The sequence below is a fragment of the Leptolyngbya sp. KIOST-1 genome (genome assembly GCF_000763385.1).
GTDB lineage: Bacteria > Cyanobacteriota > Cyanobacteriia > Phormidesmidales > Phormidesmidaceae > Nodosilinea.
Genome location: NZ_JQFA01000004.1, coordinates 1,422,247 through 1,444,596, shown reverse-complemented (window position 1 = coordinate 1,444,596; position 22,350 = coordinate 1,422,247). Strand labels below are relative to the sequence as shown.

Here is a 22,350-nt window from a genome sequence, read left to right as displayed (position 1 = left end):
CAACGGGCCGAGTTGGCGACCTCAAAGGGGACGTTTATTTAGATGGAATACTCTTAGGGCCGATCGATCGGGCGCGACTGGCGGGCTAGCTGACGCGACCGCATCCGGCGAATCAGCGGTAGGCCGCCAAAGTAGCTGAGCACACCGGCCACCAAACCCACTACGGTGCTGCCCAGCATCAGCCGTACTGACACTTCGGTGCCCATATCCATCCAGCCTCTCAGGCTGTCTAAATCTTGAAACGCCTCGGTGGCGCTACCGCCCAGCAGCCACAGCCCCACCTGGTAGTTAAAGGCAAAGATAGGCACATAGGTGAAGGGATTGCTGACCCAGGTGGCCGCCGCCGCCATAATTCGATTGCCCCGCAGCCCGGTGGCAACGGCTACCCCAATGATGATCTGGAACCCAAACAGGGGAAAGCAGCCGGAAAAGACCCCCGAGGCCAGCCCCCGCGCCAGCTGCTCAGGGGTGCCCTGGAGGCGCAAAAACCGCAGGTACAGGTAACGAAGCTGCCGCCGCCACTGGGGGTGAGTCATTTTGCGCATGGCGGGCTTTGGGCTAGAAACTAGAGCCGTGAGAGGGGGGTCAGATGGGGGGGTAGTCGTCGTGGACGGTGTGGTCATAGTGGCGGTTACACCAGAGGTTGGCTTTCCCCAGGCAACCAGGGAAAATGAGAACAGGCGAAGCTTGGTGTTTAGGGCAGACCGCCGGTAACGGCGGCTTGGTAAACTATCCTGGGGCTCTGGCCTCAAGGCTCTGGGGGTGTCCCCAGTTGCTCAGCCCCATAACTCAGCCCTGAAAGCTTAGAGACAGGTAAAGATTTTTTTCTATTCTACCCACCAGACTGGCGGTTTATCAGGCTTAATTTGGAAGCTTCAGCATCACTTCACTCGTTTGGGATAGACGGTATGGATGGCAGCAATGCCGCCGCTCCAGTGGTGGCGTTACCCTCAGTCACTCAGGGCGAGACGATCGCGGCGATCGCCACCGCCATCTCTCCTCAGCAGGGCAGCGTGGGTATTGTGCGGCTATCGGGGGCCACAGCCGTGGCGATCGCCCGCACCCTGTTTCGAGCACCTGGGAAACAGCCCTGGGAGAGCCACCGAATTCTCTACGGCCAGGTGGTTGACCCACCCACCCGGCAGCCCGTCGACGAAGCGCTGCTGCTGCTGATGCTGGCTCCCCGCTCCTACACCCGCGAAGACGTGGTGGAATTCCACTGCCACGGCGGGCTGATGGCGGTACAGCAGGTGCTGCAGCTCTGCCTGGGGCAGGGGGCGCGGCTGGCCGCAGCCGGAGAGTTTACCCTGCGGGCCTTTCTGAACGGACGGCTGGATTTGACCCAGGCGGAGGGGGTGGCCGACCTGGTGGCGGCCCAGTCGACCCTGGCGGCGAAAACGGCTCTGGCGGGGGTGCAGGGGAAACTTACTCAGCCGATTCGCCAGCTGCGATCGCGCTGTTTAGACATCCTGGCCGAGGTCGAAGCCCGGATTGACTTTGAAGATGATCTGCCGCCCCTGGAGGAGGCCCTGGTGCGCCAGCAGGTTGACCAGGCGCTGGGCGAAGTCGATCGCATTCTGGCCACCGCCGAGTCGGGGGAACTGCTGCGCACCGGGCTGAAGGTGGCCATTGTGGGTCGCCCCAACGTGGGCAAGTCGAGCCTACTCAACGCCTGGAGCCGCTGCGATCGCGCCATTGTCACCGACCTGCCCGGCACCACCCGCGACGTGGTGGAGTCGCAGCTGGTGGTGGGCGGCATTCCCATTCAGGTGCTGGACACGGCGGGCATTCGCGAGGCCAGCGACCCGGTGGAGCAGCTGGGCATCGCGCGATCGCGCCAGGCGGCCCAGGGGGCAGACCTGGTCCTCTTCACCGTCGATGCGGCCGCTGGCTGGACCCGCGCCGATGCCCGGCTCTACGAGTCGGTGTGCGAGGGACAGGGACCGACTCCGCGGGGCTATCGACCGGTGATTTTGGTGCTCAACAAGGTCGATCTGGTGTCGGGGGAGGGGCTAAAGCCCCTGGGACTGCCGCCAGGCTTGCCCGTTGTGCCCACCGCCGCCGCCCAGCAGCGGGGCATTGAGGCCCTGGAGGAGGCTATTTTACAGGCCATCCACGCCGATCGCCTCAGCCCCGGCAACCTGGAATTTACGGTCAACCAGCGCCAGGCCGCCGCGCTGGTCCAGGCCCGTACCGCCCTGGACCAGGTGCAGCAGACCATTGCCAACCAGCTGCCCCTCGACTTTTGGACGATCGACCTGCGGACGGCGATCGCGGCTTTGGGCAGCATTACCGGCGACGAGATCACCGAATCCATGCTCGACGAAATCTTCAGCCGCTTCTGCATCGGCAAGTAGGGGGGGGTAGCAACTCATTGATGACAGTCTCTAGCCCCGCTTCATCGCCAGGGTCAGGCCATCGGCAATGGGCACCAGGCTGGTGACCACGCGATCGTCACTGTAAAGGGCCTCGTTGAAGCGGCGCAGGACGGCGGTGCGACTGTCGCTCACCTCAGGGTCAGCCACCCGGCCCGACCACAGCACATTGTCTACGGCGATCAGGCCGCCGGGGCGCACCAGCCGTAGCGCCAGTTCGTAGTAGGTGGGGTAGCCGCTCTTGTCGGCGTCAATGAAGGCAAAGTCAAAACTGTTGGCCTCGCCAGCCTCGATCAGCTGAGTCAGGGTGTCGGCGGCGGGGGCAAGCCGCAGGTCAATTTTGTCGGCCACTCCCGCCTGCTGCCAGTAGCGACGGGCGATCGCCGTGTACTCCTCGCTGACATCGCAGGCCACCAGCCTGCCCTCCGGCGGCATCGCCAGCGCCACCCGCAGCGCGCTGTAGCCGGTAAACACCCCCACCTCCAGCGCCTTGGTCACCCCCAGCAGCTGCACCAGTAGGGCCATAAACTGCCCCTGTTCTGGGGCGATCTGCATTTGGGCCATGGGGTGCTGGGCAGTCTCCTGGCGCAGGGCAGCCAGCACTTCGGGCTCGTGCACCGAGTGACTGACCAGGTAGCGGTAGAGGCGATCGTCGAGGTTGAGGGTCTGGTTGCTCATCGCCACAGAAGTAGGTTAAGGGGCTGAGGCAAATGGGAAGAAAGTTAGCGGCTTTGCCAACGCTAAACTGAATCTGCCCTACCATAGCACCGCAGGCATTCACTCTGACCGGCTAGCCTGGGGGCGGGGTGAGGCCAGGTCTTGGGCCCAGGGGAGAACATGGCCATGGACACAGATTCGGTAGTGCAAATTTCGGCCATGACCGGTTGGATCATTGGCGTCAGCCACAGCAAAGACCGGGGCTACCAGTGCTGGATCGTCAACCCCGATTTAGACGTGCTCAGCGACGGCACCTTCTACACGACTAGCAGTGCCGCCATGTCCGCTGGGCGGGCGTTTGTAGAGCGCTACAGCTAGGGGCTTTTCCCCCGTTGGTCAAGCCTTTCCGTAGCGCGCACACAAAATTTGCCGCATCTGCTTCATGTTGCCGGGGAGGTCGGTCTTGATCGCCTGCTCAATTAGAAAAGCAGGCACCGGGATGGTTGGAGCCGCCTGGACGGAGTAGCTCAGCAGGGTGCCCTGGTTGAAGTCTTGCAGATGCAGATCGGCTGCGAAATGGGAGAAGGTGCCCTGCTCCAGGCGAAACTGAATCGCTTCGCAGGCAGTTTCAACCACGTTGAGGTAAATCTCAACCTGGGCGGTCAGCAGCATAAACCCCTTGCGCCCCACCTGGTAGAGACGGCGGTACCGCTGGGTGGCAGTTTTTACGGTCTCCAGCACTTCGCTGTGGGTAATGTTTGGAAAGTACTGGGTCCAGCGGCTGTAGTTGGTCACCTGGGACCAGATCTGAGGGCGGGCCAGGGGCACGTATATGTAGGCGGTTACCGCTCCGCCCCGCCGCTGGGTCTGCGACTGAAGCAGGACATCGCCTCGCAGCAGGGCGACCTGATCCCCAGCCGAAAACTGATTTAAGCAGTCCGTTGCCGGACCGACCCCGCCGATTTCTTGTGCTTCACTGACAACCACTGCTCTACTCCTCTTAAAGACGCGCCCTGATCTCAATGCCAGAGCCTGGGCCGGCCGATCTACTGAAGCCGATGGTTCAGGTCGGGTTCCCTATGGGACAACACCTCGAGCCCCATTTGCGGTCTAGCTCGCTACCCTAGTAAAAGTTACAACGCAAAAGCTAATGCGCTGAGCCCGTGCTACCGCTGCACCATCGGTTGTCCCTATTAAAAGCCAGACTGTCTTGGGGAAGTCGAGAATCGGTAGGATCATTACGACGCTTTTACCAAAGGCTGCTAAGGTTTACCCCTAGCCCAGGAAAAGCTTTACAAACGGAGTTACTGCTGTTATGGCCCGCCGTCGTTATCCGCTGCAACCGCTCACCAAGCTGTTTTTAATCGCCCTGGGCGTAACGGCTGCCCTATGGATACTGAGGGGGCTGTCAGTGCTGGCCTTTTTGCCGGGCGTGGTGATCTGGCTGCTGATTTTGGTCTGCTTTGGCCTTGGCATCGTCAGCAGTCTGCAGCGAATTCGGTAGCGTTGCCGCACCCGGCAGGTTGCGACCTGACTGACGGATGACCAGGGTTTCAGTAGACCCGTTTTTCAGGACGTTTTTCAGGAAAGGTGAGCGACAGGGGAAGTGACCCCCATGGCCGGGGTCTCTCAGTGGCGGCGGTTGATTTTGAACGACTCAAAAGATGGGGGAGGGGTGGTCAGGGGAGGACTGCCCCAGGGGCGGCTGTCCTGTCTGCGGTGGCGCAGGGCACTGAGGTTGACCTGTGACCCCATCGGCACCAGCACAATCAGGCCGTAGAGTGTTACCAGCTGGAGGCCGAGGGCCAGAATCGACCTGTAAGCGACCGTTTGGTGGTTCAGCCAGGCCAGGCCCCAGTGCTGTAGCCCCAGACCCATGAGCCCCAGTAGCAGCACCAGCCGGATGCCGGGCCAGAGGGACAGCCCTGGGGTCCAGGCCCGAGGGGCAAGGCGATAGATCACCGCCAGGCCCAGAGCAACGCTGGCAAGGGCGATCGCCCAGCGCCCCAAGCGCCAGATTCCAGCCGTCCAGCCGGTTTGAGACGAGACTGTCCCCCCGATCAGGCTCAGGACTAGGCCCGCCAGCGCCAGACCCAGAAGCGTCAGGCCCCAGGGCAGAAGTCGCGTGCGCCAGGTCACTACCCGGACGGCACCACTGGGGGCGACGGCGACTAGCTGAAGCAGCTTTTGGCTGCCGCCCACCAGACAACCCCAGGCCCCCATGCCCACCAGCCCCAGGATCCAGGCCTTTAGTCCGTCGGCGTTGGGATCCACCATGGCGATCGCCAGGCTGGTGCGCAGCCCGTGGGCCAGGGGCAGGATCGGCTGCGGCAACGGGTAGCGTAGCTCCAGGTGCAGCAGCACAAAGCTCAGCCCTAGCAGCCCCAGCAACCACAGAAAGGCAATCGCCGCCGCCACCTCCGCCCAGCGCGATCGAGCGGCCTGGAGCGACACCTCGCGCCAGAGACGACCGTTGCCGTAGATGGACAACGATCTGACCCACATCGCAGGATTGAGGTAGTGCAAAAACCGCTTGATCATGGCCCCTATCTTGCCACAGGCTTTGGCCTTTGGCCTCAAAAGCCTGGGTTGAGATTGAGATCTGGGCTAGGGGCTGTCATCATTAGCGGCTAAACGCTCAAAAAAACCAGGGTTACAGCCCCTAGCCGGGCTTTTGGGTTGGGCGTGGCAAGGCTCCATATACCGGGCTTTTGGCCACAATTGATGACACGCCCTAGGCGCGGTAGACGGGCAGGGTGAAATAAAAGGAGCTGCCCTCGCCCGGAGCGGAATCCACCCAAATTTGACCGTAGTGGGCGCGCACAATCCGCTGGCAAAGGGCCAGCCCCAACCCGTAGCCCTCCTGGGTCACATCCCGCTGGAGACGGTAACTTTCTTCAAAGATGCGATCGCGGTTTTCGGAGGGAATACCGGGGCCAGTGTCGGCCACTGAAACCTGTACCTTTTGGGTGGTGCGGTGCAGGGCCACAATTGAGACTTGGCCCGAGGGGGGAGTGTACTTGATGGCATTATCGAGCAGGTTAGTGATCACCCGCTTGACCTGGGTGCCATCGGCGTAGACCGAGGGCAGGTCCTGGGGAATTTCAGTGGTCAGCACCTGGTCCTTTTCGCGCAGTCGATTTTGAAACGCATCGACCACCTCCAAGCACAGGTGAGACAGGTCAAGCTCCTGGGGCACCAGCTGCAGCTCCATAGAAGCACCGCGGGCCGCCTTGAGGATATCGGTGATCATGCGGTTGATGGCGCGAATCTGGGTCTTTGCGTGCTTGAGCAGCTGGCCGGTCAGCTCGGGTTTAAGGGTGAGGGCGCGGGTCTGGTCAGGGGCGTAGCCCAGTTCCAGGGTTTCGATCGCAATTGAGGCAGCGGTGAGCGGGTTGCGCAGGTCGTGGGCCATCATCGAGATGATGCGGTCCTTGAAGCGCAGCTGAGCCTCCAGTTCTTCCCTTGTCTGGTTGAGGCGAAAGATTTCGTCTGAGAGCTTCATTAGCTCGGCAGAATGGTTGAGGGAATTATCCTCCTCGGCCAGGGGGTCGTTGAGGGGGTCGGAGGTGAACGCCGCCTGATTAATGGCGTCGAGGTGTTCCTGCTGCCATTTGGGCCACCATCGCTCCAGCTGATTGACAATGTCGCTGCCGGTCAGCATCTGCTGCGGCGCAGGAGCAATTTTAATCAGGGCCGGACTGGCTACCAGCTTGTAGTGCTCGGCCAAGTAGGGCTGTTCGCCGATGTCAACGACATCGAGGTTGAATTCAAAATGAGCCTCCAGGGTTTTCAGATACTGCTTGATCTGGCGCATCTGCCGGGCCAGACTGGGCCGCTTGTCAATGAATAGCAGCAGCTTGAGGGGCACTCGGACATCGTCAAAGGAAGTGGAGGAACCCTCCATTACTGTCTCCTAAAAGTCTGAAAACCAGTTTCTTAATTTTACCCCGAGTCCCTGGCTCTCTACAGCCCAATCTGGGCATTGCCCTGGGAACAGGCCGATCGCTAGCCAGTTGCCAATCTGGCCTATGGGAGGATGTGCTTTCTGGTCATTGGCCTAAAACTGTACTTATTGGCATGGCTGCGTAATTGTGCGCGATCGCCCCTGGGTGCAAACGCAAAATTAGGCTTTTCGGGGTCAAGCGCAGCTCAAATCTAACTGCTAACAAAGAGTTGTTACGGTTCACGTTAAAGCGATCTGCGGAGTTACCGGGGTCTACTACATTGAGACTAGGGCAGAGGCTCTGAACCGTCCAGAGCCATGGGTTCTGGGAGCGCTGAGAGAATATCAAGCCGTGATTTCTGTACGGGTTGGGTTAGGGCCAATCAGTGCCAAAAATTAGATAAAGGGGATGAGGAAATGGATATCAAACTGCTGCAATCCAAATTATTTTCCTCCCTGGTAAAACCTTTTTTAAGCCAGGGTTGGAACTCGAGTCGCCATCCCCTGTCTTACCTGTTGATGGGTACCGCCGCGATCGCGACCCTGGGCACTGCCGCTGCGGTTCAGGCCGAGATGGGCGTTGAGTCCGAGGTCGTCCAGGGGCAGATCGCCCAGGTGGCTCAAACGGCGGCGATGCCCGCCTCAGGCCGACACCTCTTTGGTCAGGTGGCCCAGCCCGATCAAATTGGTCAGGGCTACGTGGTGCTGGAGCGCACAGGCGATCGCGTGTATGGTGCCCTGTACTACCCCAGCTCTTCCTTCGACTGTTTCTACGGTCAGGTGGAGGGCAGCGATCTGGCCATGACCATCGTCAACAGCTACGACCAGGAAGCCTATCCCTACAGCCTGGCGCTGGCTGAGGAGTCGGCGGTGGCCAGCAGTGACGCCACCGGAAATCTGGCTCCCTTTGGGCTCAACGGCTACTTTGCGATCGACACCATCAGCGACAACGACCACCGCATGCTCGACACCTGCCGCGCCGTGCTGCCTCCTCAGCGGTAGGGCAACCCCTGATGCCCATGGCTTAGGTCCATGGATTGGACCAATGTTCTGGGCCATGGGTTATCCAGTTGACGGTTCAGCCAGGAGCGCTAGTCTATGCTTATAGCTCCTTTACTATCGTTGCAGGTCGCGTGAACGCAGCAGAACAGGCTAACAGCATCGAATTTGCCAGCAAAATAGCCGCCGTGGTGGGCCTTTTCAAGGCAGAGTTGCCCGACCTCCGGGCCGATCTCAAGCCCTGGGCCAACGATCCTGATACCCGCGATCTGGTCGATCCCGATTCCATCGACCTTGGGTTTCACTTTCCAGGGGTCAGTCGGCTGTTTCAGTGTCGCAGTCTGCTGGTGCAAATTCGGCTGTACAGCGATCCCGAGGCGGGGGATGGGCAGAGTGCTGGGTCCAGAGGCGATTCCCGCAAGGATTGCGCCGCCCCCCGCCGGGTGATTGGCCTCGACCTGGCGGGGTTTGACCATCGCGGTAAACGCTGGGGCCTTTCAACGATCGACGACTGGGCCTTTTCAGGGGACGTCATCCCCGATCCCACCTGCCGGGAGCGGCTACGTCGCTGCTGCCGACAGGTGTTTGCGCTATTCAATTCGCCGGAGATGAGCTAGCCCCGCTGCTTTCCTGGCCTACCCAGCAGCGGTGGCATCCCGCCGCTACCAGCCAATTCTGATGCCCTGGCGGCCAATCACATCCTGCAGCACGCCCATAGACCCGCCCGGGATCACCTCTGCCGGGTCATTGACCGGCGTATTGGGCGATATCAGCCAACCAGCGGTCACCCCCGCTGCCGCCCCGGCCTGCCACTCGCCGTAGTGAATGCGGGTCGAGGCATTGGCAATGTGGGTGGTGGCCATGGCCTTCCCGCCGATCAGCAGGTTATCGATCCCCTGGGGAATCAAGCTTTCTAGCGGAATTTGTACGGGTCTGACGCGGGGCTCCTGGGCGGGGGCGCTGACAGCATCTCCTGAAGGTTGCCAGTTGCGGTAGCGGCAGCCGTGGATATCGATCGCGTAGTGGGTCAGGCCCACGGCGGTAGCGCTAAAGTTGCGCTGGCCGGGGAAGTCGTAGCGCAGGTCATTTTCACGAATCATGAACTCCGCCTGGCCGTAGGCCGGGCGGCCCAGAATGCGACGCCCTTCGCGAAAGTAGGGCACCATGCTGAGCCCGGACAGCGTGCCCATAGGACTGTCGTCCCCGTAGAGGTAAGTGAGGGGATAGTCTGGGTTGGCCTGGGTTTCGAGAATCCAGCGGGCAAAGACCAGGGCATTCTCTTCGCCAAATTTTAGCGCTGACTGAGACAGCCCCCCCAACCAGTTCTGGTGCTGCCCGGAGGCCTCCAGGGCGGCGGCGTTAAGCACCAGCGGGGTGTCTACCCAGTTCCAGTCGTTCCCCCGGTTCCAGTTAATCATCGAGATATCGCCGGGGGCGGGGGCGCTGGTGTAGGGGTTGTTGCGCGTCTGACTGACGATGCGCCGGTAGTTAAATACGCTCTTGCCCGCAAAGAACGGGAACCCCTCCAGGTCGAAAATGCCGTGATATTCGTGGAGGGCGTAGGTGGGCTGCAGCCGCGACAGCGCCGCCAGGCTGTCGCCCCCGTCATTGTGGACGCCAATCGCAAAGGGGTAGGTGAAGGCCTGGGTACAGTCGGGATTGTCAAAGGCCGCCCCATTGGGCTCGCCGGTGGTGGCCTTTGACTCAGAGCCCAGGCGGTAGGGCACCTTAGCCCAGGCCACCAGCTCGCCGGTATCGGTGGCATCGATCACAATCATGCGCTCGCCGGCGGGAGGCTGGAGCTTGACGGGGACGCGATCGAAATCGGCCGTGGGAGACCAGCTATACCATTCGGCCAGCTCCGCAGATAGCCGTCCCAGGGGTTTGTGGTTTGGGTTTTTGGGCACCCGACGAACCCCGTACACCGCCGTAATCCGTCGCCCTGTGGCGTCGAACTCGGCCCCTTTAAAGGCGGTCATGGTGGCCCAACGGCTGGCGGGGGCACTGGGGTTGGTCGACGCCAGAAACTGCTCGGAGGCAATGGCCCCGACCTGGGGCGGAAAGCACAGGGCCCCAACCCAGCAGCTGTTGATGTCGGTCACCGGTCGCGAGGTGCCGCCGGGGCTCCAGACAGGCAGCTCAGCCGCCTGCTGTTTGATCAGCTGGCGAAACCGCTGCCAGCTGGGGGAGAGGTTGTTGGCCTGGCGCATTCTCAGCGACTCGTCCAGGGCCGACACCCCCTGGGCGCTGACCTGGCCCCCCAGCCAGGGGGCCACTTCAATCAGGCAGGTGGTGGCACCCAGGGCCATGGCGTGGGCGGCGGCGGCGACCCCTCCCAGGGAGCCACCCACCACAGCCACCTGGCACTCCCACACCTCCTCAAACTGGGGCAGGGGACTGAGCTGAGGGCGACCGTTAAACATCAGGGGCTGGGGAACCTGGCTCAGCCGCAGGGCCGGCGCAATTTCGCCCCCAGCCCCTGGCGACGGGTTGGGCGACCAGCGGGACGCACTCAACCCGGCCAGGGCCCCTACCCCAAACATCACCGCGGCTAAACCCGAGAGATTTCGCCACCGAATGTGCCGCTTAGCCCGCTTGTGATCGCCCTTCACCCCAGTTCCTGCCCTACTCAAAATTTATATAGCCACGGTTTTAGCACACCTTTCCCAGCCCGATCGTCCTTTGGCATGCTCTGTTACAGACCTCGCTGGAGTCCAGACGAACCTGATAAAGTAGCCACAGATTTGCTGTACCTGGCCCTATGACCCCCGACCCGAGCTTTGCTGATCCCTCCTCCGACCCATCATCCTACCCCACGCCCGGTAGCTCAGCGGCAGCCAAGCCCCCCCCGCTGCTGTCGGTAGATGAGGTGCAAAAGTTCCTCAATCGATCGCGGGCCTCGGTGTACCGCTATGCCAACACCCATCCCGACATTCTCAACCCCCCCTACGACCAAACCAAGCTCAACCCCGAAATCCGCCGGGACAAGGATGCGCCCCTGGAGTTCAGGCCCCAGGAGGTGCGTCGATTTGCCGAAGAAGTCCTGGGTCTGCATCCCACTATTCAGGTTCAGCCCCCCGCCGAAACCCTCACCCACGAGCTGATGCGGCAGATGCTGCAAGAACTGCGGGCAATCCGCGCACTGCTGGAGGGGCAAGGGAAGTAAAGCGGGTGGGTAGGCGGGTAGGCGGGTAGGTGGGTAGGCGGGTGATTGTGGAGAGTGATAATCAGGTACGCCAACTCATCCCCTCACCAACTCACCGACTCGCCCACCCATCCCCTCGCCCACCCATCCACTCGCCCACCCATCCACTCGCCCACCCATCCCCTCACCCCAGCGTAATATCCGTAATTTCTGCCCACGGTCGGGAATGCTAGATTTAGGATTGGTTTAAACCCTGTACGCTAAAACTATCCCAAGTTAAGTCCTGGGGATGATCAATGTCATGGATTGATTGCTATAACCTTGCATAAGGTTTTGATGGAACCGTTTTCCACCTCGATGTCGTCGATAATCTCGTCCATGATGAGCGCACGATAGCGGTGGCCTCAGCCGAGGTCTGCCCCGAGGGTTGGATATGTGGGATTGTTTGGGCTTTGGCGGCTATGCCCCAACCTCAAGCGTTTATCCCTTGCTGATTTCTGTGATTAATGTATGGATTCTGCCAGTCAACCTGACACCCCTCCGGGGGAACCTCCCAGTCCGTCATCCAGTGTATTGGGCGTATTAATTGCGGTACTAACCCTGACGTTGCCGCTGTTTATGGTGGCCCACTTTTCATCAGCTACAGCCAACCTAGAACAGCCGCCTGCCTTTGCAGCTCCGACTTCGGCAGGGCGTTAAGACAGTTCCGATCCGCAGCTGTGGTCCCCAGCCAGGGTACGAGCGAGCCCAGGAATTTATCCAGGGTCTGAGACTGTCTAGAGTCGTGCCTTAAAACACAGCCCCCGCCCAAAGGCCAGGGGCTGTGTTTCATTAACCGCTGAAGGTGTAAGCGTCAGGGGTTACAACCTCTGCCTGGGTTTGGGGCCGGGCGTGGCGGCGCTGGTAGTGAAGACTTGTTTGCCAGAGTTGATGACGCGCCCTAAGCGGGCAAAACCTTGCGGAAAAGGGGTCGCTGCCCCGTAGAATACTATGTCGGAAGGGCACCTGCTGGAGCCAAGCCGCCGTGCCCTTTGGTACGCCCTGGTATGCAATAGTGCTCCAGCCATGTAGCCTACTCTGTAATGTCAATTTACTATTCCTTGGAGTATCGTTGTGGACCTATCCCGGATTCCAGCCCAGCCCGAGCCTGGACTGCTGAATGTGCTGGTCGAAATTGTTGGCGGCAGCAAAAATAAGTACGAATTCGACAAAGAGCTAAACGCATTTATTCTCGATCGGGTGCTGTTTTCGTCGGTAAAGTACCCCTACGACTATGGCTTTGTGCCCAACACCCTGGCTGACGACGGCGATCCCCTTGATGGCATGGTGCTGATGGATGAGCCTACCTTTCCGGGATGCGTGATTGCGGCTCGGCCCATCGGCATGCTGGAAATGATCGACGGCGGCGATCGCGATGAGAAAATTCTCTGCGTACCCGCTGAGGACCCCCGCTACTCCCACGTCAAGTCGCTGGATGATGTCGCACCCCACCGCCTGGACGAGATTGCCGAATTTTTCCGCTCCTACAAAAACCTGGAAAAGAAAGTGACTGAGATTCTGGGCTGGCAAAATGTCGATAAAGTAGCGGCCCTGGTCGAACAGTGCGTCGCTGCAGCTAAGTAGCGCAGCGACTCCCGGCGTCACCTGCCAACTCAAAGCACTAAAAAAGGGCGATGCTTTTGGTTTAAGCATCGCCCTTTTTGCTGGAAAAACTCAGGTTAGAAACCTATTCCCGCTGGGTGTCGACGAACGGTGTGGCCCGCAGCAGGAACAGCCAACGATTTAGTAGAGTTCTTCTTCCTGGTGGGTCAAGATGGTGCAGTCAGAGGTGGGGTAGGCAACACAGGTCAACACGTACCCGGCACCAATCTGATCGTCATCCAGGAAGGACTGATCGGATTGATCGACAGTACCAGCGGTGATTTTACCGGCGCAGGTGGAGCAAGCCCCAGCCCGGCAGGAGTAGGGCAGGTCGAGGCCCTGTTCTTCGGCGGCGTCAAGAATATAGGTATCGTCGTCAACGTCGATGGTTTGGTTGAGCCCTTCAGCCTCGTTGATCAGCGTAACCTTATAGGTTGCCATGGTGCTATCCTCTCGTCAAATACAGATTCTACGTCGATCTATAACCCACGGAACAGCCTTGGGATAAGGTTTCCAGGACTTGCCGTGAGTAGATCTAACACAATCTTGATACTACGGGAAAACCTGAAGCCTGTCTTGCCTTTTTGCGGCTTGGCTGAACGGGATTCGTAATCAAACCGATTGGTATTGGATTGGTTTGCTTATGGGTTTCAGGATCCTAAACGATAGGTAGTAGCCACAGGTATGGTCGCTGCGTAGTAATTTGACTCAAACGCTCTCTTCAGGCGGCGGCCCAGGTATTTTCTCGCCTGAGCGACCTCCTGGGGCAACTTTTTCCAGCCCCAAAAAAGGGCGGGCTGACAGTCAGCTCGCCCCCAGCGGAGATAGCAAAGGAATCGCCTCAGGGGCTGTCATCAATCATCCCTATTGACCATGACAATGGGGTATTGGCCAGAATGGATGACAGGCCCTAGACCGATTGGCTATATTTCACGCCACGGTAAGTCATTTCCACCTCATGGTGATGGCTCCTGTGGCGGTTCAGGTGACGCCAGGTTGCCGGGGCCCCTCGATAGGTGCCAACGGTTTCTACACTATCGCTTTGCACCTGGGGCAGCTGCATTTCGTACTGGGCACCACGGTAGGACAGCTTCATAACACAAACTCCACGTCAAGGGTATCGATACGTCTGCGACGCTACCCTCAGCCTGGTTGCACGAAAATTGGCAAACTTGCTGAGCAAACTGTAGCTATATTTACAGTTTAGTTTGTGAAAATTTGGTTCTCAAGGGGGGCGATCGCTCCAGCAACGATTTTTGACGTTGCTTAATACAGAGGGGCATGACGTCCCTAGGCCTTGCGGCTGTTTTCGGCGAGCTGAAGGTTAAATTCGGCCTGGGTCAGCATTGCGGCTACCTGGCAGGCAGTTTCGGGAGCGATTGAGGGCTGGCTTTCGGCTAAAAAGTCCAGGTAGCCGTTGAAGGTGCGCATGATGATTTGCTTGTTTTGCAGCATGGTTGTTCTCCTCAATAAGCTCGACTGGCGGACAGAATCAGCCCCATGATAGAAGCTGCCCAACCCCAATTGCCAATGTCGTTATACTGAATATTCGTTGACTAGAGCCGTTTGTGTGGGGTTGTTGGGGCTGCATCTATGGCCGACTTAGTGTTGTTCTGGCACCGCCGCGATCTGCGCCTGGGCGATAATGTGGGTCTGACGACGGCGCGCGATCGCACCCCTCAGGTGGTGGGCGTCTTCTGTCTAGATCCCGGCATTCTGCAAAACGGTGATGTGGCCCCAGCCCGGGTGGCCTACATGGTGGGCTGCCTGGAGGCGCTCCGGACCGCCTATGCCGAGGCGGGCGGGCAGCTGTTGATTCTCCAGGGCGACCCACGCCAAAAAGTTCCGGCCCTGGCCCTGGCCCTGGAAGCCGATGCCATCTACTGGAACCGCGATGTAGAGCCTTACTCGCGCCAACGGGATACCTGTGTGGCCCAGGCGCTCAAGGAAGCCGGTATTGAATTTCACACCACTTTTTGGGATCAGCTGCTGCACGCACCGGGGGATGTCCGCACCGGGGCGGGGGATCCCTACACCGTCTACACGCCCTTCTGGCGCAACTGGATCAAGCGGGCTAAGGCGGCTCCACTGCCGGAGCCCAAAGGGCTGCAACCCCTGAACGCCAGGCAAAAAAAAGCGGCGGCGGCGGTTGGCTGCATCGAGTTGCCCAACGCCGCCAATCTGGGCTTTAGCTGGCAGAATGGGTTTCCGGTAGAGCCTGGGGAGCAGGGGGCACTGGAGCGGCTGGAGGCCTTTTGCGATGACGATCGCGCCATTGCCGCCTACGATGAGCAGCGCGACTTTCCCTTTGTAGATGGCACCTCACGCCTCAGCGCGGCGCTCAAATTTGGGGCGGTGGGCATTCGCACCGTGTGGGCAGCCGCCGATGCCGCCTACGGTCGCTGCCGCAGCGACGAAACCCGCGACAACGTGCAAACCTGGCAGCAGGAACTGGCCTGGCGAGAGTTTTATCAGCACGTGATGTATTTCTTCCCGGAGCTGGCCGATGGTCCCTACCGATCGCCCCTCAAAGACTTTCCCTGGGTCAACAACGAAGACCACTTTGCCGCCTGGTGCGAGGGCCGCACCGGCTACCCCATCGTCGATGCCGCCATGCGTCAGCTCAACGAGATTGGCTGGATGCACAACCGCTGCCGCATGATTGTGGCCAGCTTTTTGACCAAGGACCTGATCGTCAACTGGCAGTGGGGCGAGAAGTACTTCATGCAGCACCTGGTGGATGGCGATCTGTCGGCCAACAACGGCGGCTGGCAGTGGAGCGCCTCCAGCGGCATGGACCCCAAACCGCTGCGCATTTTTAACCCCGCCAGCCAGGCCCAAAAGTATGACGCGGAGGCCGAATACATTCGCCAGTGGGTGCCCGAACTCAGGTCATTAGATACCGGAGCCCTCGTGACAGGGAAGATTGCGGCGGGCGATCGCGGCGACTACCCAGCCCCCATTGTCGACCACAAAACCCAGCAGGCCCTGTTTAAGGATAAGTACAAAGCCCAGAAGGGCTAGGGAAAGGGTTTAACCGGCTTTTTGCCTCCAAACTTTAAACTCTCTACCCTGGCTAAGATAGAACAAAGGCAAAACTCAGATCGAGTCAATATTTCTGCGTTTACCCACCTATGATCCAAGTTGTCGTTAGTCCTCAATCAGTTCTGGAAACCGGCATTACGGTAGAAACCGTCGATAACTTGCGATTCTTTAGGTTCACCGATGCCCTTCAAAATCGGCTAGAAGATTTGCTTGAGAGAAATAAGTTGGGTGTTCTCACCACTGAAGAGGCGAACGAACTTGCCTCTATCAACGAGCTTGATCGTTTATTCACTTACCTTAACTCCCTGCTGCTGGCTCAGTAATGCCCATCTCGTCAGCGCTCAAACAACAGGTGCGCCAGCGGGCTAACCGCCTTTGTGAGTACTGCCACTCTCCCGAAAAAATTAGTACTGCCCGTTTCACCATTGACCACATCTATCCCCGATCACTGGGTGGTTCAGATGATTTACATAACCTGGCGTTAGCCTGTAGCCGCTGCAACCAACGCCGCTATAACTTCATTGTGGGACGCGATCGCGAAACCTTGGCTATGCTGCCTCTGTTTCATCCCCGCCAGCAAAACTGGGCTGACCATTTTATTTGGAGCGCGGATGGCATCCAAATTTACGGAGTCACAGCGGTTGGTAGGGCGACCTGCGATCGCCTCGACGTCAACGATAATCGCTACACTGGCGATCGCCCCATTCTAGAAGCTCGTGCCCTGTGGGTGCAGGCTGGATGGCATCCTCCATCGACCGATCCGCGTCAGCTAGTAGATACAAAACTCTAAACAGCGGCGATCGCTACCGTCGCCGCCTGGGGCGCACAATGCTAAACAGCAACCACAGGCCAAAGAAGCTAGCCGCCGCGAATAAAACAATGCTGAGAATCTGCCCCTGGGGCGACTGGCGGCCCGTAGCCACGATCGCCGCTCCCACGATTAAAGCGGCCACCACAATGCTAAACGACTGCCGCGTAGAGGCCTCATCGAGGCTGCGCCGCAGGTCGTCCACCCCCTGAATCTTGAGGTTTAGGGTGAGCTGCTCAGAGCTGAGGCGATCGAGCAAAAAGCCCACCTGGCGCGGTGAACTGAGCGACAGGTTGCGAAACTCTAACCCCGTGCGCAGCAGCGCCAGCAGCGGATCGTCACCGACCAGCTGCTGCCGGAACAAATCAGCCATCAGCGGGCGCACTTCGTCGATCAGGTTCACACCGGGGTTAAACTGGCGAGCCGCCCCCTCCAGGTTGGCCAGCGATTTGGTAAATAGCCCCACATTGGCAGGCCAGCGCAGGTTGTTGCGAATGCCTGCCGCCAAAATTTCGCCAAAAATTTCGGCGGTGTTGATCTGCTCTAGGCTGAGGCCGTAATAGCGACCCAGCAGGCGAGTGTAGTCGCTCTCCAGCCGAGCCAGGTTCACGGGCTTGAGAGGTTCGGCCAGCTGCAAAGTGAGCTGGGCACAGCGCTGGGCGTCGCAATTGACAATGGCCAGCACCATCTCCGTCATGGTTGTGCGGGTACGTGGATCCATATGGCCCATCATGCCGCAGTCCAGCAGGGCCAAGCGACCGTCTTCTAAGTAAAAAATGTTGCCGGGGTGAGGGTCGGCGTGAAAGAAGCCATCGACGAAATACTGCTTAAAGAAGGCTCGAAACAGCAACGTTGTGGCCTGGGCTCGTAGTCCCAGGCTGTTGCTGTGGACATCTTCGGCCCGCAGGTCGGCCTTGAGCAGGGGAGTGCCCTCCAGCCACTCCATCGCCATAATTTTGGAGTTGGTGAGTTCCCAGTAGATCTCCGGCACGATGAGCTTTCCAGCATCGTACCAGGCGCTTTTGGATAGGTTGAGCCGCAGCTGATCGGTATAGGTAGCCTCGGTGGTGAAGTCGAGTTCGGCGTTGAGGGCATCGGCAAATTCTTCGGCCAGTTCGACTACGTTGTAGCGCTGGCCAAACTGGGTAGCCGACACCAGCCTGGCAATGTCGCGAATCAACGTCATGTCGCGATCGACCTGGCGCTCAATGCCGGGGCGTTGCACCTTGAGCGCTACCTGGCGACCATCCTTGAGCACCGCCTTGTGGGTTTGGGCGATCGAACCTGCGGCGATCGCGTGGTACTCAAGCCGCTCAAACAGCTCCTCTGGGGCAGCCGCGAGGGACTGGCGAATGTGAATTTCGATTTCTTTGGGGTCTACAGCTGGAACTGTGCTCTGGAGGCTGCTGAGTTCCTCAATGTAGGCCGGGGGCATGAGGTCGGGGCGGGTGCTCAACAGCTGCCCCAGCTTGACGTACACCGGCCCCAGGTCAGTCAAAATGTTGCGCAGCACGGCCGGGGGCGGTAGCTCGGGCTCATCGGCCTGGCCGCCGACCAGCAGCCGTCGCATGTAGTCCCAGCCGTGGCTCAGCACGACTTCGACAATTTCTCTTTGCCGGGCCAAACGAGACGATGAAACCATTGTTAACCGAGATACCGATAGATCGATGCTAACGCAATCCCATTAAGGCTTCGTCCCTTGTGCGTCCCTGGCCTTGTGCGTCCCTGGCCTTGTGCGTCCCTGGACAGATTGATGCTAACGCAATCCCGTTAAGGCTTTGTCCGTCGATAGGGCGGTTCGAGCCGCACCATCCCCTCAATTCGCCCAAGGTCACTATTGATAAACCAACGGCGGGGCGACCTTCCCCCGGTGTTATGATGCTTGGGCGCTGTCGGTTCCGGTGGGGATCAGCCACCGGAGGTAACGGGGAAAGTGCAGTGCAAGCCTGCCGCTGTCCCGCAGCTGTGAGGAAATTTTGGCTTTTAGATGGTCGATTTTGGCTGACAAACTACTGCGCCAAAATCCAAAATCACCAATCCAAAGTTGACCGAGCCAGAATGCCCGCCGATCGCCGCTGTAGTTCTAGTTTCGTCTGCGAGGTACGGATGAATAATTGCATGTCTGCCCTGGGGTTCATCAGGGCTGCCTTCCGCTCACCGCTGATCGGTCAGGGCCTGGTGGGTGGGATCGCCGCCCTGCTGCTGCTGCCGCGGCCCGGTCTGGCCCACCACCCAACCGGGGGGCAGGTGCCCACCACCGCTGTCGAGGGGTTTCTGTCAGGGTTGGGGCACCCGGTAATTGGCTTTGACCACCTGGCCTTTGTGGTGGCGCTGGGGCTGCTGGCGGCGGTCAGCGCCTGGGGCATCGCCATCCCCGTGGTTTTTGTGCTGACCGCCATGGTGGGCACGGGCCTGCACCTGGCTGAGATCACCCTACCGATGGCTGAACCCATCATCGCCGGGTCGGTGCTGGGCTTTGGTCTGCTGCTGGCTCGCAAAGACCGGCCCCAGAGTGCTGGGCTGGCGGGGCTGGCGGCGATCGCGGGGCTTTTCCACGGCTTTGCCTACGGCGAGGCCATTTTTGGGGCTCAGACCATGCCGCTGGTGGCCTATTTAATCGGCTTTACAGCAATTCAGCTGGCGATCGCGATCGCGGCCTTTTGGGTTGGGCGACAGCTCACCCAGCGAACCAGTGCCGTTTCCATCCAGCCCGCTGGTCTGGTGATCTGCGGCATTGGTGCTGCGTTTCTGGCCACGGCGCTGCTGGAAACCGTGCTGCCTGCCTAACTGCGCAGGGTGACGCCAAACTGCTTCTCCAGGGCGGCCCGCACCTTCTGGTGGACCGGATCGACGGCATCGTCGGTGAGGGTCTGCTCCTGGGAGCGATAGATCAGGCGAAAGGCGAGACTGCGCTGGCCCTCGGGGACGGATGTGCCCCGGTACTCATCAAACAGGGCCACCGACTCCAGCAGCTTGCCCCCGGCTTTGGTCATGGCGGTGGTCAGGTCGGCCACCGACACCGCCAGGGGAGCGTAGAAGGCCAGGTCGCGATCGCTGGCCGGGAAGGTCGAGTAGGGGGCAAACCTGACCGACTTTTGCAACACCGGCACCAGGCAGGTGGCCAGGGCCAACCAGTTGAGCTGAAATACATACACCTCGGCGGGCAGCTGACGCTGCTGGCGCAGCTGGGGATGGAGCTGACCAAAGCGACCCAGCTCCAGCCGCCCCCGCACCCACAGCGACGCCGTGCGGCCGGGGTGAAAGCGCGGGTCGGTACGATCGGCGCGGTAGTCCACCGCCAGCCCCAGCCGATGGAACACGCTATCTAAAATTCCCTTGGCTTCGTACCAGGTGAGCGGCTGGGGCTGACCGCTGGTCACCCACTGGCTCGATCTCCCGTCGCCGCCGACAATGCCGCCCACCGCTTCGGCTTCGTGGATGCCGTCCTCGTCCTGCCAGAAAATGTGGCCGGTCTCAAAGCCGTGGAGGGGGCCATTGCCCTGGTTGAGGTTAAACGCATAGGCATCGATCAGCCCGTCGATCAGGTCCTGCCGCAGGGCTGAGTATTCTGGGAAAAGGGGGTTGGCCAGAGTGACCTGACGATCGCTGATAGGTTTGGTCAGCGAGTAGTGCAGCAGCTCGGTCAGCCCCGCCGCGCGACAGGCCTCCCGCAGGCGGCGGCGCAGGGCGGCCTCCACCGACAGATAGCCGCCCACCGCCTTCTGGGGCAGGGTGTCGGCAAAGTGATTGTAGCCGTAGAGGCGGGCAATTTCTTCGATGAGATCGACCTCGCGCTCCAGGTCGCGGTAGCGGAAGGCGGGCACCGTCACGGCCCACACCCCCGGATCGTCGGTGGGGGCCACCCGGCAGCCCAGGGTTACCAGCAGCTGCTGAATGGTGTCGGGCGGCAACGCCTGGGGGGTGTCCCCCAGATTGACCACCTGGCCCAGCAGCTGGGTCACCCGGGCCAGGCGCAGAGTCAGCACCCGCTCGGGAATGGCGGCCCCGAGGGCGGTCGTGCCCACGGTTTGGGCCACCACAGTAGCCCCGGTCAGCTCCTGCAGCAACTGGAGGGCGCGATCGCAGGCCAGCCCCAGCTCCGCCGGGTTGACGCCGCGCTCGTAGCGGGCCGAGGCCTCGGTGCGTAACCCCTGGCTCCGGGCCGACTTGCGAATTGCCGCCGCATCAAAGCAAGCCGCCTCCAGCAAAATGGCCTGGGTGCCATCGTGCACCTCGGTGGCTTCGCCGCCCATCACCCCGGCTAGGGCTACGGGCTGATCGTTGGCGGTAATCAGCAGTGTCTCGGGCTGGAGCTGCCGCGTCTGACTGTCGAGGGTGACCAGGGTCTCGCCAGGCTGGGCGTAGCGGACGCCCAGGGTCAGCCCATCACCCGTGGTCAGCAGGCGATCGCGATCGAAGGCGTGCAGCGGCTGCCCCCACTCCAGCAGCACATAGTTGGTGATATCCACCACATTATTGATAGGTCGAGTGCCCGCAGCCATCAGGCGCTGCTGCAGCCACTGGGGGGACGGCCCCAGGGCAATCCGCTCCAGCACCGTGCCAATGTAGATCGGGCAGGCTTTTTCATCGGTCAGGGCAATGGCGGGCGCGGTGCTGCCGTGGGGAATTTTGGTCGCCTCAGTCCCAGGCAGACGCAGGGTCGCTCCGGTGATCGCCGCCACTTCACGGGCAATCCCCACCATGCTAAGGGCGTCGGCCCGGTTGGCGGTAGAGGTGACATCTAAAACCACGTCATCCAGTCCCAGCAGCGGGCGCACGTCCTGCCCCAGCTCCAGCCCCTCGGCCTCAAAAATGTGAATGCCTTCAGAATCCTTGGCCAGCCCCAGTTCCGCCAGGGAGCAGATCATCCCCTCGGAGGGCACACCCCGCAGTTTGCGCGGCTTGATAGTGAGATCGACCACCGGCAGATAGGTATTGACCGTGGCCACCGCTACAAAAATATCGGCGCGCACATTGGCCGCGCCACACACTATAGTTGACCTATCGGCCTGGCCGATATCCACCACACAAACGCTGAGTTTGTCGGCATCGGGGTGCGGGGTGCGTTCTACCACTCGACCGACCACTACGCCATCGGCCCAGGCGCGTCTGTCTTCAATGTCCTCTACCTCAAAGCCCGCCATGGTCAGGGCATCGGCTAGCTCCTGGGGAGAGAGCTGAACATCGACGTATTCGTTGAGCCAGTTGAGAGATATGCGCATGGTGGGGCTGATGGGACGGCTGGAAAAGCCAGCACGCTGTAGTGGATTGCCCAAACATTCTACCCCGTGGGCCTTGCATCTACCCAAGGGCCGCCTTGATCTCAAGGTCTGCAGGCGGGTTTCTAGGGGCTGTCACCAAGTAACTTCTCATCCCCCTGAGATCAGCGGTCGTCGCCCCTGGCCTGTTTTTGGGGTTGAGCGTGGCAGCGCTAATAGTAATAAGGTGTTGGGCCCGATTTGAGGATACGCCCTACGGGTGCACTGCCCCTGCCGCACAATTGCAGATGGGGATCAGGGTTCATCGACTTTTTACATTTGAGCGCGATTTGGGGCCGAAGTATATATCCCTGTGGATGAATGCTATAACCCCCCTCGGAAAGAGGGAACAATTGGGGTAATGTGGCATTACCGCATGGGGTCGGCCCTCACAATTCCCGTATTTTCGGCATTGTGGCTCCCCATTCAACTGCCCCGCTGCTGGTTAACTTAACCCCAGGCGTCGTCTTCGGACT

22 protein-coding genes and 1 riboswitch are annotated in these 22,350 nt (G+C 60.2%); of the genes, 11 read left to right on the top strand and 11 right to left on the bottom strand.

The window, feature by feature from the left end:
• Positions 1 to 53: 53 nt before the first annotated feature.
• On the bottom strand, positions 54 to 545 hold the full coding sequence (locus tag NF78_RS23515; protein ID WP_035992175.1) for a DUF2062 domain-containing protein: 492 nt from the start codon (positions 543 to 545) through the stop codon (positions 54 to 56).
• Positions 546 to 908: 363 nt separating this feature from the next.
• Here NF78_RS23515 and mnmE point away from each other — a divergent pair, with 363 nt between their 5' ends.
• Positions 909 to 2,357 carry a tRNA uridine-5-carboxymethylaminomethyl(34) synthesis GTPase MnmE gene (gene mnmE / locus NF78_RS23510; protein ID WP_052050877.1) on the top strand — a complete coding sequence of 483 codons (1,449 nt, stop codon included), beginning with the start codon at positions 909 to 911 and terminating at the stop codon, positions 2,355 to 2,357.
• Between the two features lie 30 nt (positions 2,358 to 2,387).
• Here mnmE and NF78_RS23505 read toward each other — a convergent pair whose 3' ends face one another.
• Positions 2,388 to 3,053, bottom strand: a complete 666-nt coding sequence (locus tag NF78_RS23505) for a class I SAM-dependent methyltransferase (RefSeq protein WP_035992172.1) — start codon at positions 3,051 to 3,053, stop codon at positions 2,388 to 2,390.
• 165 nt (positions 3,054 to 3,218) lie between these two features.
• Here NF78_RS23505 and NF78_RS23500 point away from each other — a divergent pair, with 165 nt between their 5' ends.
• Positions 3,219 to 3,410: a hypothetical protein gene (locus NF78_RS23500; protein ID WP_035993818.1), complete on the top strand. Its 192-nt coding sequence runs from the start codon at positions 3,219 to 3,221 to the stop codon at positions 3,408 to 3,410.
• A gap of 18 nt (positions 3,411 to 3,428) precedes the next feature.
• Here the strand turns inward: NF78_RS23500 and NF78_RS23495 are convergent, their stop codons facing one another.
• Positions 3,429 to 4,019: an SRPBCC family protein gene (locus NF78_RS23495; RefSeq protein ID WP_035992169.1), complete on the bottom strand. Its 591-nt coding sequence runs from the start codon at positions 4,017 to 4,019 to the stop codon at positions 3,429 to 3,431.
• A 328-nt stretch (positions 4,020 to 4,347) separates the two neighbouring features.
• Between NF78_RS23495 and NF78_RS23490 the strand changes: the two genes are divergently transcribed.
• Positions 4,348 to 4,536: a hypothetical protein gene (locus NF78_RS23490; RefSeq protein WP_035992166.1), complete on the top strand. Its 189-nt coding sequence runs from the start codon at positions 4,348 to 4,350 to the stop codon at positions 4,534 to 4,536.
• Between the two features lie 125 nt (positions 4,537 to 4,661).
• On the opposite strand, the gene NF78_RS23485 is transcribed toward NF78_RS23490, so the two are convergent.
• The gene (locus tag NF78_RS23485; protein ID WP_035992159.1) at positions 4,662 to 5,573 is read right to left on the bottom strand and encodes a hypothetical protein; all 912 of its coding nucleotides are present in this window, start codon (positions 5,571 to 5,573) and stop codon (positions 4,662 to 4,664) included.
• Positions 5,574 to 5,766: 193 nt separating this feature from the next.
• The gene (locus NF78_RS23480) at positions 5,767 to 6,939 is read right to left on the bottom strand and encodes a histidine kinase (protein ID WP_035992158.1); all 1,173 of its coding nucleotides are present in this window, start codon (positions 6,937 to 6,939) and stop codon (positions 5,767 to 5,769) included.
• 456 nt (positions 6,940 to 7,395) lie between these two features.
• Here NF78_RS23480 and NF78_RS23475 point away from each other — a divergent pair, with 456 nt between their 5' ends.
• Entirely contained in the window at positions 7,396 to 7,980 is a 585-nt protein-coding gene (locus NF78_RS23475) for a hypothetical protein (protein ID WP_052050876.1), read from the top strand.
• A gap of 131 nt (positions 7,981 to 8,111) precedes the next feature.
• Positions 8,112 to 8,594 (top strand): hypothetical protein, encoded by a 483-nt coding sequence (locus tag NF78_RS23470; protein WP_035992157.1) that lies wholly within the window; start codon positions 8,112 to 8,114, stop codon positions 8,592 to 8,594.
• 45 nt (positions 8,595 to 8,639) lie between these two features.
• On the opposite strand, the gene NF78_RS23465 is transcribed toward NF78_RS23470, so the two are convergent.
• Positions 8,640 to 10,589 carry an FAD-dependent oxidoreductase gene (locus NF78_RS23465; protein ID WP_035992155.1) on the bottom strand — a complete coding sequence of 650 codons (1,950 nt, stop codon included), beginning with the start codon at positions 10,587 to 10,589 and terminating at the stop codon, positions 8,640 to 8,642.
• 149 nt (positions 10,590 to 10,738) lie between these two features.
• Between NF78_RS23465 and NF78_RS23460 the strand changes: the two genes are divergently transcribed.
• Both NF78_RS23460 and NF78_RS23455 read left to right on the top strand, forming a co-directional pair.
• On the top strand, positions 10,739 to 11,143 hold the full coding sequence (locus tag NF78_RS23460; RefSeq protein WP_225885405.1) for a helix-turn-helix domain-containing protein: 405 nt from the start codon (positions 10,739 to 10,741) through the stop codon (positions 11,141 to 11,143).
• Positions 11,144 to 12,235: 1,092 nt separating this feature from the next.
• The gene (locus tag NF78_RS23455) at positions 12,236 to 12,745 is read left to right on the top strand and encodes an inorganic diphosphatase (protein WP_035992150.1); all 510 of its coding nucleotides are present in this window, start codon (positions 12,236 to 12,238) and stop codon (positions 12,743 to 12,745) included.
• A gap of 159 nt (positions 12,746 to 12,904) precedes the next feature.
• Here NF78_RS23455 and NF78_RS23450 read toward each other — a convergent pair whose 3' ends face one another.
• The 3 genes from NF78_RS23450 to NF78_RS31495 all read right to left on the bottom strand — a co-directional run bounded on the left by NF78_RS23450 (position 12,905) and on the right by NF78_RS31495 (position 14,218).
• Positions 12,905 to 13,204, bottom strand: a complete 300-nt coding sequence (locus NF78_RS23450) for a ferredoxin (RefSeq protein ID WP_035992149.1) — start codon at positions 13,202 to 13,204, stop codon at positions 12,905 to 12,907.
• Between the two features lie 469 nt (positions 13,205 to 13,673).
• The gene (locus NF78_RS23445) at positions 13,674 to 13,859 is read right to left on the bottom strand and encodes a DUF4278 domain-containing protein (RefSeq protein ID WP_035992147.1); all 186 of its coding nucleotides are present in this window, start codon (positions 13,857 to 13,859) and stop codon (positions 13,674 to 13,676) included.
• 194 nt (positions 13,860 to 14,053) lie between these two features.
• Positions 14,054 to 14,218 (bottom strand): hypothetical protein, encoded by a 165-nt coding sequence (locus NF78_RS31495; protein ID WP_156119935.1) that lies wholly within the window; start codon positions 14,216 to 14,218, stop codon positions 14,054 to 14,056.
• Positions 14,219 to 14,356: 138 nt separating this feature from the next.
• Between NF78_RS31495 and NF78_RS23440 the strand changes: the two genes are divergently transcribed.
• The 3 genes from NF78_RS23440 (at position 14,357) to NF78_RS23430 (ending at position 16,598) form a co-directional block, all read left to right on the top strand.
• On the top strand, positions 14,357 to 15,787 hold the full coding sequence (locus NF78_RS23440; RefSeq protein ID WP_035992146.1) for an FAD-binding domain-containing protein: 1,431 nt from the start codon (positions 14,357 to 14,359) through the stop codon (positions 15,785 to 15,787).
• 110 nt (positions 15,788 to 15,897) lie between these two features.
• Positions 15,898 to 16,131, top strand: coding sequence for a hypothetical protein (locus NF78_RS23435; protein WP_035992145.1), 234 nt, complete (start codon positions 15,898 to 15,900; stop codon positions 16,129 to 16,131).
• A complete protein-coding gene (locus NF78_RS23430) occupies positions 16,131 to 16,598 on the top strand; it encodes an HNH endonuclease (RefSeq protein ID WP_035992142.1) in 468 nt (155 codons plus the stop codon). The genes NF78_RS23435 and NF78_RS23430 overlap by 1 nt, the downstream gene beginning before the upstream one ends.
• A gap of 13 nt (positions 16,599 to 16,611) precedes the next feature.
• Here NF78_RS23430 and NF78_RS23425 read toward each other — a convergent pair whose 3' ends face one another.
• Entirely contained in the window at positions 16,612 to 18,258 is a 1,647-nt protein-coding gene (locus NF78_RS23425; protein WP_035992138.1) for an ABC1 kinase family protein, read from the bottom strand.
• Positions 18,259 to 18,492: 234 nt separating this feature from the next.
• Positions 18,493 to 18,701: riboswitch (cobalamin riboswitch) on the top strand.
• Positions 18,702 to 18,722: 21 nt separating this feature from the next.
• Between NF78_RS23425 and NF78_RS23420 the strand changes: the two genes are divergently transcribed.
• Positions 18,723 to 19,403 carry a HupE/UreJ family protein gene (locus tag NF78_RS23420; RefSeq protein WP_035992137.1) on the top strand — a complete coding sequence of 227 codons (681 nt, stop codon included), beginning with the start codon at positions 18,723 to 18,725 and terminating at the stop codon, positions 19,401 to 19,403.
• Here the strand turns inward: NF78_RS23420 and pheT are convergent.
• Positions 19,400 to 21,838 carry a phenylalanine--tRNA ligase subunit beta gene (pheT, locus tag NF78_RS23415; RefSeq protein ID WP_035992132.1) on the bottom strand — a complete coding sequence of 813 codons (2,439 nt, stop codon included), beginning with the start codon at positions 21,836 to 21,838 and terminating at the stop codon, positions 19,400 to 19,402. The genes NF78_RS23420 and pheT overlap by 4 nt on opposite strands.
• Between the last annotated feature and the right edge of the window lie 512 nt (positions 21,839 to 22,350).

Coding starts and splice junctions, on each gene's coding strand:
- NF78_RS23515 (WP_035992175.1), bottom strand. CDS start 545: ATGCGCAAAATGACTCACCCCCAGTGGCGGCGGCAGCTTCGTTACCTG.
- mnmE (WP_052050877.1), top strand. CDS start 909: ATGGATGGCAGCAATGCCGCCGCTCCAGTGGTGGCGTTACCCTCAGTC.
- NF78_RS23505 (WP_035992172.1), bottom strand. CDS start 3,053: ATGAGCAACCAGACCCTCAACCTCGACGATCGCCTCTACCGCTACCTG.
- NF78_RS23500 (WP_035993818.1), top strand. CDS start 3,219: ATGGACACAGATTCGGTAGTGCAAATTTCGGCCATGACCGGTTGGATC.
- NF78_RS23490 (WP_035992166.1), top strand. CDS start 4,348: ATGGCCCGCCGTCGTTATCCGCTGCAACCGCTCACCAAGCTGTTTTTA.
- NF78_RS23485 (WP_035992159.1), bottom strand. CDS start 5,573: ATGATCAAGCGGTTTTTGCACTACCTCAATCCTGCGATGTGGGTCAGA.
- NF78_RS23480 (WP_035992158.1), bottom strand. CDS start 6,939: ATGGAGGGTTCCTCCACTTCCTTTGACGATGTCCGAGTGCCCCTCAAG.
- NF78_RS23475 (WP_052050876.1), top strand. CDS start 7,396: ATGGATATCAAACTGCTGCAATCCAAATTATTTTCCTCCCTGGTAAAA.
- NF78_RS23460 (WP_225885405.1), top strand. CDS start 10,739: ATGACCCCCGACCCGAGCTTTGCTGATCCCTCCTCCGACCCATCATCC.
- NF78_RS23450 (WP_035992149.1), bottom strand. CDS start 13,204: ATGGCAACCTATAAGGTTACGCTGATCAACGAGGCTGAAGGGCTCAAC.
- NF78_RS23445 (WP_035992147.1), bottom strand. CDS start 13,859: ATGAAGCTGTCCTACCGTGGTGCCCAGTACGAAATGCAGCTGCCCCAG.
- NF78_RS31495 (WP_156119935.1), bottom strand. CDS start 14,218: ATGCTGCAAAACAAGCAAATCATCATGCGCACCTTCAACGGCTACCTG.
- NF78_RS23440 (WP_035992146.1), top strand. CDS start 14,357: ATGGCCGACTTAGTGTTGTTCTGGCACCGCCGCGATCTGCGCCTGGGC.
- NF78_RS23435 (WP_035992145.1), top strand. CDS start 15,898: ATGATCCAAGTTGTCGTTAGTCCTCAATCAGTTCTGGAAACCGGCATT.
- NF78_RS23430 (WP_035992142.1), top strand. CDS start 16,131: ATGCCCATCTCGTCAGCGCTCAAACAACAGGTGCGCCAGCGGGCTAAC.
- NF78_RS23425 (WP_035992138.1), bottom strand. CDS start 18,258: ATGGTTTCATCGTCTCGTTTGGCCCGGCAAAGAGAAATTGTCGAAGTC.
- NF78_RS23420 (WP_035992137.1), top strand. CDS start 18,723: ATGAATAATTGCATGTCTGCCCTGGGGTTCATCAGGGCTGCCTTCCGC.
- pheT (WP_035992132.1), bottom strand. CDS start 21,838: ATGCGCATATCTCTCAACTGGCTCAACGAATACGTCGATGTTCAGCTC.